The 13,836-nt window shown below is 46.5% G+C and carries 13 protein-coding genes; 5 read left to right on the forward strand and 8 right to left on the reverse strand.

Features of this window, described 5'->3' with window-relative positions; all coding sequences use genetic code 11:
• Positions 1–73: 73 nt before the first annotated feature.
• Positions 74–1,903, reverse strand: a complete 1,830-nt coding sequence (locus tag CWM47_RS07040) for an OstA-like protein (RefSeq protein WP_100987314.1) — start codon at positions 1,901–1,903, stop codon at positions 74–76.
• A gap of 33 nt (positions 1,904–1,936) precedes the next feature.
• On the opposite strand from CWM47_RS07040, the gene tilS reads away from it, so the two are divergent.
• Positions 1,937–3,271 (forward strand): tRNA lysidine(34) synthetase TilS, encoded by a 1,335-nt coding sequence (gene tilS / locus CWM47_RS07045; protein WP_100987315.1) that lies wholly within the window; start codon positions 1,937–1,939, stop codon positions 3,269–3,271.
• Between the two features lie 141 nt (positions 3,272–3,412).
• Positions 3,413–5,695: an OmpA family protein gene (locus CWM47_RS07050; RefSeq protein WP_100993768.1), complete on the forward strand. Its 2,283-nt coding sequence runs from the start codon at positions 3,413–3,415 to the stop codon at positions 5,693–5,695.
• Positions 5,696–5,842: 147 nt separating this feature from the next.
• On the opposite strand, the gene CWM47_RS07055 is transcribed toward CWM47_RS07050, so the two are convergent.
• The 6 genes from CWM47_RS07055 to CWM47_RS07080 all read right to left on the reverse strand — a co-directional run bounded on the left by CWM47_RS07055 (position 5,843) and on the right by CWM47_RS07080 (position 10,818).
• On the reverse strand, positions 5,843–6,028 hold the full coding sequence (locus CWM47_RS07055) for a hypothetical protein (RefSeq protein ID WP_100987316.1): 186 nt from the start codon (positions 6,026–6,028) through the stop codon (positions 5,843–5,845).
• A 106-nt stretch (positions 6,029–6,134) separates the two neighbouring features.
• Entirely contained in the window at positions 6,135–6,644 is a 510-nt protein-coding gene (locus CWM47_RS07060) for a DinB family protein (RefSeq protein ID WP_100987317.1), read from the reverse strand.
• 9 nt (positions 6,645–6,653) lie between these two features.
• Positions 6,654–7,442 (reverse strand): glucose 1-dehydrogenase, encoded by a 789-nt coding sequence (locus CWM47_RS07065; RefSeq protein ID WP_100987318.1) that lies wholly within the window; start codon positions 7,440–7,442, stop codon positions 6,654–6,656.
• A gap of 102 nt (positions 7,443–7,544) precedes the next feature.
• Positions 7,545–8,741, reverse strand: a complete 1,197-nt coding sequence (locus tag CWM47_RS07070) for a hypothetical protein (RefSeq protein ID WP_100987319.1) — start codon at positions 8,739–8,741, stop codon at positions 7,545–7,547.
• Positions 8,742–8,840: 99 nt separating this feature from the next.
• Positions 8,841–9,668 carry a type 1 glutamine amidotransferase gene (locus CWM47_RS07075; RefSeq protein ID WP_100987320.1) on the reverse strand — a complete coding sequence of 276 codons (828 nt, stop codon included), beginning with the start codon at positions 9,666–9,668 and terminating at the stop codon, positions 8,841–8,843.
• Between the two features lie 49 nt (positions 9,669–9,717).
• Positions 9,718–10,818, reverse strand: a complete 1,101-nt coding sequence (locus CWM47_RS07080) for a carboxylate-amine ligase (protein ID WP_100987321.1) — start codon at positions 10,816–10,818, stop codon at positions 9,718–9,720.
• A gap of 130 nt (positions 10,819–10,948) precedes the next feature.
• Here CWM47_RS07080 and CWM47_RS07085 point away from each other — a divergent pair, with 130 nt between their 5' ends.
• Genes CWM47_RS07085 through CWM47_RS07095 form a run of 3 tightly spaced genes read left to right on the forward strand, consistent with a single transcriptional unit; the run spans position 10,949 to position 12,156 of the window.
• Entirely contained in the window at positions 10,949–11,218 is a 270-nt protein-coding gene (locus tag CWM47_RS07085) for a hypothetical protein (RefSeq protein WP_100987322.1), read from the forward strand.
• 26 nt (positions 11,219–11,244) lie between these two features.
• The gene (locus CWM47_RS07090) at positions 11,245–11,799 is read left to right on the forward strand and encodes an RNA polymerase sigma factor (RefSeq protein WP_100987323.1); all 555 of its coding nucleotides are present in this window, start codon (positions 11,245–11,247) and stop codon (positions 11,797–11,799) included.
• Between the two features lie 3 nt (positions 11,800–11,802).
• Positions 11,803–12,156: a hypothetical protein gene (locus CWM47_RS07095; RefSeq protein WP_100987324.1), complete on the forward strand. Its 354-nt coding sequence runs from the start codon at positions 11,803–11,805 to the stop codon at positions 12,154–12,156.
• Positions 12,157–12,159: 3 nt separating this feature from the next.
• Here CWM47_RS07095 and CWM47_RS07100 read toward each other — a convergent pair whose 3' ends face one another.
• Positions 12,160–13,803 (reverse strand): hypothetical protein, encoded by a 1,644-nt coding sequence (locus CWM47_RS07100; protein ID WP_100987325.1) that lies wholly within the window; start codon positions 13,801–13,803, stop codon positions 12,160–12,162.
• Positions 13,804–13,836: the final 33 nt, after the last annotated feature.

Genomic DNA, 13,836 nt, shown 5'->3' on the forward strand with positions numbered 1-13,836 from the left:
GGTATTCAACACAAACGTATTCATCTTAAAAGACAAAGTCAACGGGACATTGTCTAAAAAATTGTTAAAAGAGTCAATTATTACCCTTTAGAACCGTTTTTCGGGGCAAAGGTTTAATTATTCCTTTCTTTTTTAATGGTTTTCTAATTATCGGTTGCTCCGTTGGTGGCGTTTCGAGCCATAAAACCTGTCGTTTCGTTGGTTTTTCTACTTCGCGCCAACGGAAACCATCAAGCTGCTGTGCGTCAGGTGTCAACTCTTTTGGCGGAATAAGCTGCGAATCGGGGTGGCCATAAAATCGAATCCGACCAACTTTATTATCTGTAAATTCAATATTCATCCGGCTGGATTCAACGTGATTCAATCCAATCAATTTATTTTTTTCGTCAACGGCATAATAAATACTTTGCCCGTTTCCTTCTACCAAAACCCGGTCAATAACTGTTTGTTCCTGCGTCTGGACGGTGGTTGAAACTGGTGATCCGATTTTTTGAGACAGTACGCGTTTGACCGGTAGATTCGTTGCAACTGCTGAGACAGATCGTGATGCGCTAGCCATTTTGGGCGCTTGCGAATCGGGAGAATTCAGTTCGGCAACAGTTGTCGATACAACTTTTGTGACGAAAAAAGCGGTTATGGTCCGGCCTTTTATCTGGTTATAATTTTTGAGTGTATCCAGGGAAATAACGAATGATTTTGATTTCAAAAACATCGTATTTATTCGGTTATTTTTCATCACAGCCCGCATTGAATCGGCTTCCATCTGGTATTTATTCTGACTCCAGACGATAGGCTTTTTGAAAAAGTAAATAGTCGAATCTGCCGTATCGTAAATCAGTGAATCACATTTGCTTTGCAGGTCAGATTTATAAAGAAATACGTTTTTTTGACCAAGTAACTTACGAGTGTTCGTTAACTTATTATCGAAAGAAAAGAGCGTGTCAGCTCGAAGATAAAGCGTGTCTTTTGTGGTTTCGTTGGCCAGACTCTTTGCCACCGGGTGGCCCGTTACCCGCGAAATGCCAGCTTTCCCATTATATCGGACATGATCGCCGGTGATCACTGCCTGCCGATCTTTCGCAACCATAATGACGTTACCTTTGGCAATACCCAACTCCGTGACGTTATCATAATACAATGAATCGCCCGTCAACCGATATTTTGGGGTTTCGACGGTTGCCCGGCGCTGGAAATTCGATATACCTGTCGTTGTATTATACTGCCCTTCTATCGCTGTCAGAATCCCATCCTTATTCGTAATGCGGGTTGGCCCCTGAAATATAGCAAGCCGGGTTAAGGAATTATACAGCAGCGAATCGGCTGTGAGCGTACCTTTGGGATTTACGAGCCGAACGTTTTGGCGGAACGTAAACAGTTTGGACCGGGTATCATAATAGCCTTCACGGCTAGTCAGCACGTTTTCTTTGTCTACAATGCGGCCAGGGGTAGGGTAGTGAGCAATTCCCGACAGCATGTCGTAGTCGAGCTGGGCGGTTGTCAGGGTCATCTTGCGGTCGCGCATAACAACATGACCGCGTAAGTTTGCCTGACGAACGTTGCCGTAATAAAACATGGTGTCGCCCTGAACGGTAATTGTATCGCCCTGAATGATCTTTACATGACCGTAGGCTTCAATGATGTTGGTGGTAGCATTCTGAACGGCAAGGTCGCAAAACAGCAGCACGCCCTTTTGTCGAAACCGTACATTATTGTATATTTTTCGAACAACCTGACCGGGCGTGTTTACCCCAACCAGACTGTCGGCGTGCAACAAATCAACTTTGTCCGTTGCCGCACTACCGGGAGCACTCGGGCGACCAGACAATGGAGACCCAACCTGGGCCAGCGATATGGTGGACACAAGGAAAGAACAAAGAAGAAAAGCGGCAAGCAAACGAATCATAGTGACAAAACTACGGCTTAGAGCCGACTCCAGATGGTTGGTAACGATTTTTTAGGATTTATTAACGATAATCGCCTTTTCGAAACAACAGACCGGGTGTTACTGGCCGTTAGTGGTGGACTGGATTCTGTAGCCATGGCGGAGCTTTTTCAGCAAGCCAACCAACCCTTTGCTATTGCTCACGTTAACTTTAGCTTGCGTGCCGAAGAGTCCGATGCCGATGCAATTTTTGTTGAAAACATGGCAAAAGGCTACGGGGTTCCGTTTCATCTAATCCGTTTCGATACCGCGACTGTTGCTCGCGAACGGGGTGTTTCCATTCAAATGGCCGCTCGTGAACTTCGGTATACCTGGTTCGATCAGCTACTTCAGGACTATTCCTACGCCTGTGTTGCTACGGCTCATCATCAAAACGACCTGCTCGAAACACTATTATTAAACCTTACTCGAGGCACTGGACTTGCTGGCTTACATGGAATTTCGGCTCGTCAAAACCAGCTTGTTCGTCCCTTGTTATTCGCCACTCGCGACCAACTGGCGGCTTATATAGATGAACACAACTTACAGTATCGGGAGGACAGTTCGAATAGTAACGATAAGTATGCCCGGAATCGAATTCGCCATCATGTGGTGCCCGTACTGAACGATCTGAATCCGGGCTTATGGCAAACGCTGCCTCGTACAGTCGAGCGTTTGCGAGCAGCTGAAACCCTGATGCGAACCGAACTTGACCGTTCCTGGCATGCCGTAGCCGAGCCAATGGGGGATACCGTGTTGCTCCCAACGGCAAAATTAGTAGCGCTGCCTGAGGTTGCCTTTCGACTGATGGAATGGCTCAAACCTATGGGCTTTTCGCCCGAACAGGCCCGGCAGTTAGCAAGTCTCCTTTCGCAACCTGCCGGGCAGATCATTCAGTCTACCACGCATAGGGTTGTGCATGAGCGAGCCGGTCTGTTGCTCGAACCTTTACCCATACAACGCGATTTTAACTTAAGGTTTATTGAGTGGCCCTCTAATCCAGTCGATGTGAAGGGTTATTTTGAGTTGATTATAGATTTTTTTGACAAACCTGTTGACTTTCGTCCAGCCAACAGTCTAAACAGTGCCTGTTTGGATGCCGACCGACTTACCCTTCCACTCACCATTCGCCCTTGGAGACAGGGCGACAAACTGCATCCACTCGGATTAAACGGGCACAAATTGGTTAGTGACTTACTGAATGACCTCAAACTAAGCCGAACTGAGCGTGAACAAACGGTTGTGCTACTCTCGGGTAATGAGATTGCCTGGGTTATTGGCCGCCGGATTGATCATCGCTTTCGGGTAACTGCACAAACCAAACACATTGTGAGGTTTGAGTGCAGGTAAGACTAGCGATAATAGCACTATTAGGGTAATAAGGGTTACCCATTCAGTCTTTCAAGCTTGTTGAGCATGGATTTTAAAAAGTTGGCATCTTATTTGATATGGTTTGAACAAGCCCAAAAATTATTTAACTCATTAAAATCCATGAACCGAATTGTACGTGTCTTGCTACTTGCAGGACTAGCCTTCTGGAGCCTGACTGCTCAGGCACAAAGTGCGCGGCTACGAGCGGCTAACAAACAATTTGATAACCTTAGCTACGTAAGTGCAGTACGCGCTTATGAGGAGTTTTTACGAACCGACAAGAAGAAGGATCCCGCCGAAACTCGTGACGCGATGATTAAACTCGGGTATAGCTATCGCAAGTTGGAAGATACCCGAAATGCCGAGCGTGTTTATGGCGAACTGGTAAAAAGTAATACTGACCTGGATAGCGAGGTATATCTGTACTATGCGCAGTCGCTGGCCCAGAATGGCAAATACCGTGAGTCGCAGAAAATGTATAGTCAGTATGGCGAAAAACAGAAAGAAGACTTACGTGGACGCCGTTTTACGGTTTCATACATGGATATGAGTCGTTTCTATCAGGATTCGTCGTCATACCGCTTGTCTAGTTTGCCAATCAACTCGCGTCAGGCCGATTTCAGTCCTATGTATTACAAAGGCGGGTTGGTATTTGTATCAGCACGCGACGAATCGGGAGCAGTGAAGCGGGTCTTTAACTGGAACCAAACGCCCTTTTTAGACCTGTATTTTCATCCCGATACCAACCAATTACGGGTTCCTGGAACAGACCTGGCTCGTGGGGTTAATTCGGCGGTGTTAGGGGGGGGCAGCGAGACCAAACCAGACGGCTCTGAGGCTCAATCAGAAACAACACCGTTGACGAAAGCTGAAATTTTCAGCCGAACGCTCAATACAAAATACCATGAAGGGCCAATGACGTTCACCAAAGATCAGAACTTTATTGTCTTCACCCGCAACAACTCCAGCAAGGGTAAATCGGGCAAGAGTTCGGATGGTATACGAAAATTGAAATTGTACTCTTCCGTGAACAAAAACGGGAAATGGGTGGAAATTCAGGAAGTACCCTTTAACAGTAATGAATACTCAGTAGGACACCCTGCCTTCTCGGCTGACAATACAAGAATGTATTTCGCATCGGATATGCCGGGTGGATATGGGGGAACGGACCTGTATGTTGTCGAGTTTACCAACGGCCAGTGGGGAACACCCGTTAATATGGGAAAAGAGATCAATACCGAAGGCAATGAGATGTTTCCGTTTGCTGCTGAAGGCGATAATCTGTATTTCTCTTCGGATGGACACGAAGGCTTAGGTGGCCTGGATGTTTTTGTTGCCGAACTTAAAGACGGTATCGCCTACAAAGGCGTGCAAAACGCAGGTGCCCCTATCAACTCTGAAAAAGATGATTTTGGGTTCATCACTGACAAAAACCGCACCAGTGGTTATTTCAGTAGCAACCGCAAAAAAGGGGTAAGTGATGATGATATTTATTCGTTCCGCCATACATGCAAGCAACTGAACATTCTGGTGTATGATGCTAAAACGGGTACACCGCTTGAGAATGCTGATGTGCGTATTCTGCGGAACGGAACGAATCAGGACTTACGTGTAACGAACGAGAAAGGTCGGACTGATTTGTGTGTGGACTCTAACACCGAGTATGAGTTTAGAGCCATTAAAGAAGGGTATGCTCTGAATAGCGTTCGGTTTTCAACCCTTACTCAATCGCCAAAGCCTGTGCTCAACGTCTCTATTTACCTGGAGCGGTCAGAAAACACGGTTGTGAAAGGTGTCATAAAGACAGAAGTAAATCAGCAACCGGCTACAGGGGTGAAGGTGACCTTACGGAATGATAAAGACAAATCGGAACAGACGGTCACGACGGGACCAGACGGAGGATATGAGTTTGATGTGAAACCAGGTGCCCCCTACACCATTACGGCTCAAAAGGATCGATACGCTACTAAAAAAGCGCAGTACAGTAAAACGAAGAAAAAAGCGCAGGTCGTTACAGATTCGCTCGGTTTGTATGGCGTTGGTGATGTGTTTCAGTTAAAGAACATTTACTATGATCTGAACAAGTTCTTTATTCGGGCTGATGCGGCTCAGGAACTCGAACATGTCAAGGCTATTTTAAAAGAATATCCACAAATGCAAATCGAACTGCGTTCGCATACCGATTCCCGCGCTACCGATACCTACAATATTCGCCTATCGGAAAACAGAGCCAGAGCAGCCATGGATTACTTAGTGTCGCGGGGCATTCCGGCAAATCGGTTGGTCGCGCGTGGCTATGGTGAATCGGAAATCGTTAATGGCTGCGTTGATGGTGTGAATTGTTCTGAAGGTGAACACCAGCAAAATCGCCGGACAGAGTTTAAAATAGTAGCTGTTCAATAAACAGACTATATAGAGTTATAGACAGACACTTAACTACTTGAGGTACAAAAAAAGAGTCGCCTAATAGCGACTCTTTTTTGTTACGATTCAATTTGAGCCGGCGCTTAAACAGAATGACTGCTTATGAACCGGGTATAAGACTTAATCCTACGACGTTTTGACGTGCTTCTTATGTACCGATTTGGTTGAGGACGTAGTTTTTGTTGGAGTCGATTTTTTTACTGTTGTGGTCATCGTTTTACTCACCGGTTTGTCTTGCGAAGGTGTATTGGCGAAGACGGCACTGCCAGAAAGTACGGCTACGCAAAAGGCAGCCAGAATTGAATTTTTCATACAATTGAGAATGGTTTAAGGTATTGGCTCGCCACCTTGACAAGCTTTTCGGGTGAAAGATCGGCTTGTGTTATTAAACACCGATGAATGATAACTTAAAAAAAGGTTAAACTGTTATTACCCGTACCGTTACTGATAGCTGGCCCACGTGTCGCATGGTATGCTCGGCGGCATGCGTCAGTAAACCAATCATTGTTGAGGGCAGTTGCGCGCGCCCAACACCTCGTGCTTCCGTGAGTGTTTTTTCATCCGTAGCTCTCAACTGAGCAAGGGCTTGATCAACCTGCTTTGCGAATAGCTGTACCAATTCCTGCACAGTTAACGGGTTCTGTTCAGCTTTCCCCTCCAAGCTTAAAGCCGCCAACTGGTCGGAGGAAAGGGCTTTGTTTTGTGCATAAGTGAACAATCGATCAAGCACACCCGTAAGGTGTTGCAAATGAAAACCAACCGAAGCGACACCCGCCGGACGTTCCCAAAGTAGCCGTTCCGGGAAGTCGTGCATAAGCGCATCGACCTCTTCGCGGGCCTGCATAAGCGCGTGCGCAATGGGTTGTAAAAGCGGATGAAACCCAGGTAAAGGACCTCTTAACCAGACTTCAAATGTTTCTGTCGCCATAAACAAGTCTTAAATTACCGTGCCGCCATCGGCATAAAACAGTCCTCCCGTGCTATAGGACGACGCGCTTGAAGCAAGGAACAACGCCAGCGGACTTATTTCGTCAGTCGTACCCATTCGGGCAATGGGAATGCGGTTAGTGAAGTGATCCAGGATTTTTTCGTTCTGCCAAAGAGCCTGGCTGAACTTGGTTTTTATCAGACCGGGACAGATGGCGTTGACACGAATCCCATCGGGTCCCCACTCTTTTGCCAGTACTTTGGTGAGCATATTGAGCGAGGCTTTACTGACGCTGTACATACCCAGCCCTGGGTCGGGGGTGTGTCCGGCAATGCTGCTGATCATAATGATGCTGCCGCCCCCGCGTGATTTCATGCTGGGATAGCATAGTTTACTCAACTCAAAGGGGGCTTTCACATTGGCCTGCATGATCTTGTCGAAAGCCGCACCATCGCAGTCGAGCGAGGGGCCAAAAACGGGATTTGATGCTGCGTTGTTGACGAGAATATCGATGCCTCCGTAGGTTTCGATGCTCTTGCTCACCAGTTGTTGAAGCTGATCCATATCGCCCACATGAGCGGCTATACCTGTAGCCTCGCCACCCTGTGCTTTAATATCGTTAGCCAGCGCGTCGCAGGCGTCCTGTTTGCGGCTACTGATAATGACTTTCGCGCCGAAGCGGGCAAATACGCGGGCCATATCTTCGCCAATGCCTTTACTGGCTCCCGTAATAACCGCTACTTTACCGGTTAGATCAAACATTGCTTTTTCAGCAGTTGCAATCGAATGTGTTTCCATAGTAAAAAAGGTGCTTAAACACGGAGAAACGGAGGAATCACAGAGAACAAAAAATCTGTGAACTCTGTGATTCCTCCGTTTCTCCGTGTTTACCTTAAATGTTTATTTCTCAAAGAAGCAGACAGTGCCGCCGACCCAGTCTTTGTTTTTATTGAAATTAACACCGATCATTTCGCCCCGGCTCAACCGACTCAGGTTTGTTACAAGGCTAGGCTTTTTATCACCTTTTGGCCAGATGAACAGCATCCGAATCTCGCATTTTACCAGACCATCGGGCGATTGAATAACCGGTTCATATTTAACCTTGCGCTGAAGCAGATAGCCATCACGCTGATGAGCCGGAATTGCGTCAAGATCGGCAGGCGTTATGTTGAGTTTTACACCGCTGCCCGCAAACGAGAACAGTGGTTTCAGAACATAATTTTCCAGATCGGTAGGGTAGGTATTCAGGTCAGATAGGAAATAGCTGGCCGGAAAATAAGGACTTTTCAACAAGGGCAATGTGTACTTGCTGATACGGAAAAACCAGTTTGGATGGCCAACCCACTCAACATCAACATCGTCGGTAAGGTGAAAATCTGTTTGAAGGTTGGGGAAGTTTTGCAGGTCGTCGAAAATCAGACGATTATAAATCCGCTTGATGTGAACTTGTCTGCCGTCTTTCTCATAAAATAAATCCCGGCCTTCTTTCTTTATTTTCGTTATACAAACGGCTGATACACCAAGGTACTTTTGCGTTAACACAAAGTCGATACGCGTTTTCTGCTTTTCGGGGTAGATTTCCAGCAAAATCACTTCTTCCGGATTACAATCGCCAACGATCATCCGGCGTAGCTGTTCCAGATAATCTGCGTTGCTGGCAACAGTAAAAAAATGCGAGAGGTTATCCGGAATAGGGTAGAGGCTTCGAAACAGGCTGGCAATGTAAGGCTGAAACCCATAGAGTGACGGGAAGCCCTGTAGTTCGATTAACTGTGGCGTTAATTCGCCCTCTTCATTTTTACAGACCGCAAAATCGACTGCCATAAACTGCGTATGTGCATCCTCGTTCGGAACACGTTGCCCGGCTGGAATGGCCTTATCAGTCAATGCCTGGAAATCATCGCGGGTTATCACGTTAACGATGTCATCACAGGCTTCCAGCAGTTTATCTGTCAGAATTTTTGGAACGAAAATAGGCGTTTCGGCTACGCGAAAATCTAACTGACCAGGATAATCGGTATCAACTGTATCCAAAAAAGCCCGGTAGCTCTCCGGGCTAAAGACTTGGTTGTACGCTTGGCGGACGGATTGGATCATGAAAATAATAGTTGAAGCTAGTAATAAGACCTGAACAGATACAACCAATTTTAACCCCTAAAGGCTGACCAATCGGATATATCTGTTCAAGCCATTTTCCTATTCCATGATAAGTTCGGGCGACAGATCCCGAATTGCCTGACGCAAAAATCCGGGCAAAATAACCGACTCAGTCAAGGCAATCTTGTCCGGGTCCTGCAAATAGGCAACCATGTCGTCGTATTTTTCTTTTCCGAAATTCGAGATGATATGATTCCGTTTTTCGGGTTGCAGGAAATAGCGCAACATACCTTCGTTGTCGGCTTCGGGGTGAAACTGGGTGCCAATCACTTCGGGTGAGAATCGCATAGCCATCACTGCCCGGTCGAGTAGTACATGGGGGCGGATTTTCTCCAGACACAATATTTCTGCGCTGATCTCCTCCATACGCTCTGCGTTTGGACTTGTAATTTGGTAATCACGGGAGTCTACTGCGTAGAATGGATCAGGTAACCCTTCCAGTAATGATTCCGTATCTCCTTCGTCGGTTTTATGCACCGGAAAAATACCGAATGAGGTCGATTTCCGCTTGCTCAGGGTACCTAAATCTAGATGGCGAACAACCAGCTGAAATGAATGGCAGATAAGAAACACGTATTTCTTTCGCTCATTCTGAAGATTCCAGGCAAAAATCTTGTCGATGAGGTCAAAGTAATGTGCTTCCCAGGCATCTGTTGAAGCCAGCGGGCTCCCCGGCCCACCCGACGAAATGTAAACGTCGTAGTCTAGGTCAGGGATTTCATTATTGGCCCGAACATCGAATACGTCGAATGCCAATTCGGCGTGTTCGTTGCCCTGTATATTTCGTATTGAGTGTAAAATACAACGCATACCCTCGTTGGCATGGTTGTTATTCATATCAAGAACGGCAATTTTTACTAAGCTCATAGAGTGTTTGTTACGGCTACCTATTTGTTAATAGTGCTTCGGAAAATAACTACACGATACCAAAAGAAGTTTCTTCGACAATGTAATTTACTACCTGTTTAAGGTCGTTTGTCTCCTGAAAGACAGCCAATTGACGGTCTGCACCAGTGCCCATTTCGAGGATTTTCAACACATAGTTACACTCTTCCCGGCTGCCCAGTTCATCGACAACATCGTCGATGAAGGAGAGGAGTTCATGAATAAGTTCGTGTGTAGGCACTTCGATCTGTTTGCCAAAGTCGATCAGTTTCCCCTCGATTCCATAGCGAGCAGCCCGCCACTTGTTTTCGTTGATCAGGATACGCCGGTAGGGGCGGAAATTAAGATTTTGCTGATGCAGCTTGTAGATTTTGGCAACCAGTGCCTGCATGATTGCCGCCAGACAAATGGTTTCGTCTACGCGCATAGGCACATCACAGATGCGGAATTCAATGGTGTCAAAGAATGGGTGCAGTCGAATGTCCCACCATATTTTTTTGCCATTGTCGATACAGCCGGTTTTTACTAACAGATTAATGTATTCGTCATATTCAGCCGCTGACGAAAAGTAATCTGGTATGCCCGTACGCGGAAATTTATCGAATACTTTTGAGCGATATGACTTAAAACCCGTGTTGCGGCCCCGCCAAAAGGGTGAGTTGGTCGAGAGGGCATAAATGTGAGGCAGAAAATACCGGACGGCATTCATAATCTGTACACCCTCATTTCGATCTTCGATACCCACATGGACGTGCAGGCCAAAAATCAGGTTCGAGCGTGCCACATCGCGCAATTCGTCGATAAGCCGGTCATAGCGTTCATTAGGTGTGATGAGTTGTTCCTGCCAGTCAGAAAATGGATGAGTACCAGCAGCTGCAATTTTAAGTCCCTGATTTTCAGCCAGTTCTATAATCATCTTTCGGAGGTAAGTCACTTCCTGGCGGGCATCCTGAATATTGTTGCAGATATTCGTTCCTACTTCAACGACTGCCTGGTGCATTTCGGCTTTAACACGTTCCTGAAGAACTATTTGGCCGCCATCAACAATCTTCGACATGTGTGAACGCAACTCGCCCGTATTAGGGTCAATCGTTTGAAACTCTTCTTCGATACCGAGGGTGAAAACGGGCATAGATGTTAGACGTTAGTGGCCAGACAGGTCAAGGGGCTTGACCTTAACTACGAGGTAAGATACATTTTTTTTGTAAACCTGTTACAGGACAAATGGTTTTCTGAACAATTGACAATCAAATCAGAAACATATGAGAACGCAACGTGAAAAAAAACTAATAATGAAGTATTGGCTCTTTGGTGGCGGTGGCGCCATGCTGCTTGGTAGTGGACTGGCGGTTCTATTACACGGCTCTAAACTTAAAGAAGCTAACGCCGATCCCTGGTTTTGGGTCAGCACAGGTGGTTTTGCACTAATTATGTCGGGATTGGGTTTCATTGGCGATGCCAACCGTTTCCGTACATTGGCCGACGTATTACGCGAACTGGATAATCGCGATAAAATCAAAAACCACCCGTAAACAGGCGTTTCTGGGCTCTGAATACTATGGCCGAAACGCCCCAACGAAATATAATTGAGACAGTTAAACAGTACGGTAATCGACTGTCTCGATTTATTCGTGGGCAGGTGAAATCAGAAGAGGATGCCGAAGATATTTTGCAGGATGTCTGGTATCAACTGACCAAAGTCGTCGATCTTGATGCCATTGAGAGCATGAGCGGCTGGCTGTTTCAGGTGGCTAAAAACAGGATTACCGATACCTACCGGAAGAAAAAAGAAGACGCCTTGTCGGATTTGATGGGCGAGGGCAGCGATGATGATGATTATCGTTTTAGAGACATTCTGCTGGCCGATGCTGAAACCCCGGAAGATCAGTTTTTTAAAGATATATTTTGGGAAGAGTTAATGAAGGCACTGAACGAATTGCCCGAAAATCAGCGAACGGTGTTTGTTCAGAATGAATTGGAAGACAGTACATTGCAGGAAATTGCTGATCAAACCGGCGAGAATTTGAAGACTATTATTTCCCGAAAACGCTACGCCGTTCAGCACCTGCGAAAACGACTCCAGCGTTTATACGACGAACTTGATAACCTATAAACCATGAAAACGCCTTACAGACGGATACGATTCTTTGTTCCACTATTTATACTTATAGCCTTAGGGGGGCTTTCGTATGTCGTATTCTGGCTTTGGAATAACGTATTGGTAGCCGTTGTACCGGTGAAAGCCGTTACTTTTTGGCAAGCCGTAGGTTTATTGGCCTTATCCCGAATTCTGTTTGGCGGCTTTAAGTTCGGTCCGGGAAACGGACGTTTTCGTGGGGGAGAAGGCGCCTTTCGGGGTGGAGAAGGACCACAGCAATGGCGAAGCAAATGGCGTCAAATGACCGACGAGGACCGCATGAAGTTCAGGAGTGAATGGAAAAAACGGTGTGGTGATAAATCTGATTTATAAACGCTAAATCAATTTTGGCTCTATCCAAAGCGCTGTAAAACAGCTAACAAGCAAAAAAAGCCATACCCAATTTGGTACCTGAACGGTGGTCGTTCGCGCAATACCTTCACGAACTGGATTGTGTTCAGCATGTGCTATCATAAACCGATTAACAAGTTGCCGTTCAGCAATTGGGTCGTTCTGGTTTCGGGCGTTGACATACACGGCCAGAGTGTCCTGCACAGTCTGCCAACCCGTCTGCCTAAACAAAGACTGGCCCGTTGTCAAGCGGTCGTTGATAGGCGATTTGACTAATGATACAGTGTCCTTACCAACTGACAGGCGGGATGATGCGTTACTGGTGTTGTTAATTGTAATAGCCTGTTGCAGTCCGCTATAGATGGGTTCATCTACCTGAATCACATTCTTATCAGAAGGAGACAGACGCGCCAACACGGCTGACCAAACCCGGTTGTAAGTTAGGCTATCGCCACTGAGTGATACCGGGTAGGTTTCACTCAACAAACTTACGCCCACGCGTCCGCTCGTTCGCTGAACAGCGATTGGATAGCCAGTTACCGCAAATTGATTCAAATTATCCGTAAAGCGGTAGGGGAGTGAGCTCAAGCCATTGCCTATTGGAACGACGGGCTCACTGGCTGTTTTCCGAACCTGCCACTTACTTCCTAAAACCTTATTAATGGTTTGGCAATCGGTTTCCGGATTGGTCAGGTTAATAAATAACACTGCTTTTCCATCAGCAACGGCTTTTCGGACGGTTGCGTTTGCCGCATTGCCGGGTTCAGTTATGATAAGGTCTGGTGTCGTTTTTCCAACGGTTTTGCCCACCTTATTGATATTGACATTACTTCGAATATTAGTCGAAAGTGTGGTGACCACCTGTACTGTATGTCCCTGTTTACCTAACCAATCGGCCAGGGTTTTGCTCTCGAAATCGGGGCTGTTCAGGAGGAATTGCACCGTTAATGGCTCCGTTGTTCGGGTAAAAAAGCGGATCGTATCCAACGTTGTTGTACTTCCCAATACCAACTCGCTCTGGCTGCGACCCCGAGAGAAAGCTGGAAATCGGAGAAAAAAAGCGTTGTCACCTTCATGGAGCGCGACACTATCTAACGTCTGTTTACCAAATCGAAGCCGCAGGAGTTGTTTCTCCGATGATAAAATTCGGCCCGCTACCCGCTGCATTTCGCCCTGTCGTACAATACCTTTCCAATGGATATCTGTCAACTGGTTGAGTTGGTTATAAGGAATCCATTGCAAGGCAGCGTTACTGAGTTGAGTCAATGTTTCGGTTGGAAAACGCTGCCCTGCCAGGGTGATAGAATCGTATTCTGCTCTGAAATTTCTGCTGGAAAAGCTATCCTGGATGTGCAGGCTATCTTTTAAGTGCCGGGCAAAGGACGTTGGAACATCGTCGCCAATTAACAGGGCATGGCTTGAGGGACTTTGTCTTTGCCAGTGGGGTTGGAGGAAATAACTGACGATAACCAGCCAGAGTAGCAGATTCAGGCCAGCCCGAATCCATTTTCGGCCTGACGCCAGCGACTGGTTACGGGAAATGAGCCAGAGTTGACCCGCCAGTAAGATGAGCAACGCCAGGGCGATAAACCAATTAATCGGATCGGTCCAGTTGATACTAGTTTGCATATTTAGTTAATGAATAATGGATACTGAAGAATG

The organism is Spirosoma pollinicola, from assembly GCF_002831565.1.
In the GTDB taxonomy this organism is placed as follows: domain Bacteria; phylum Bacteroidota; class Bacteroidia; order Cytophagales; family Spirosomataceae; genus Spirosoma; species Spirosoma pollinicola.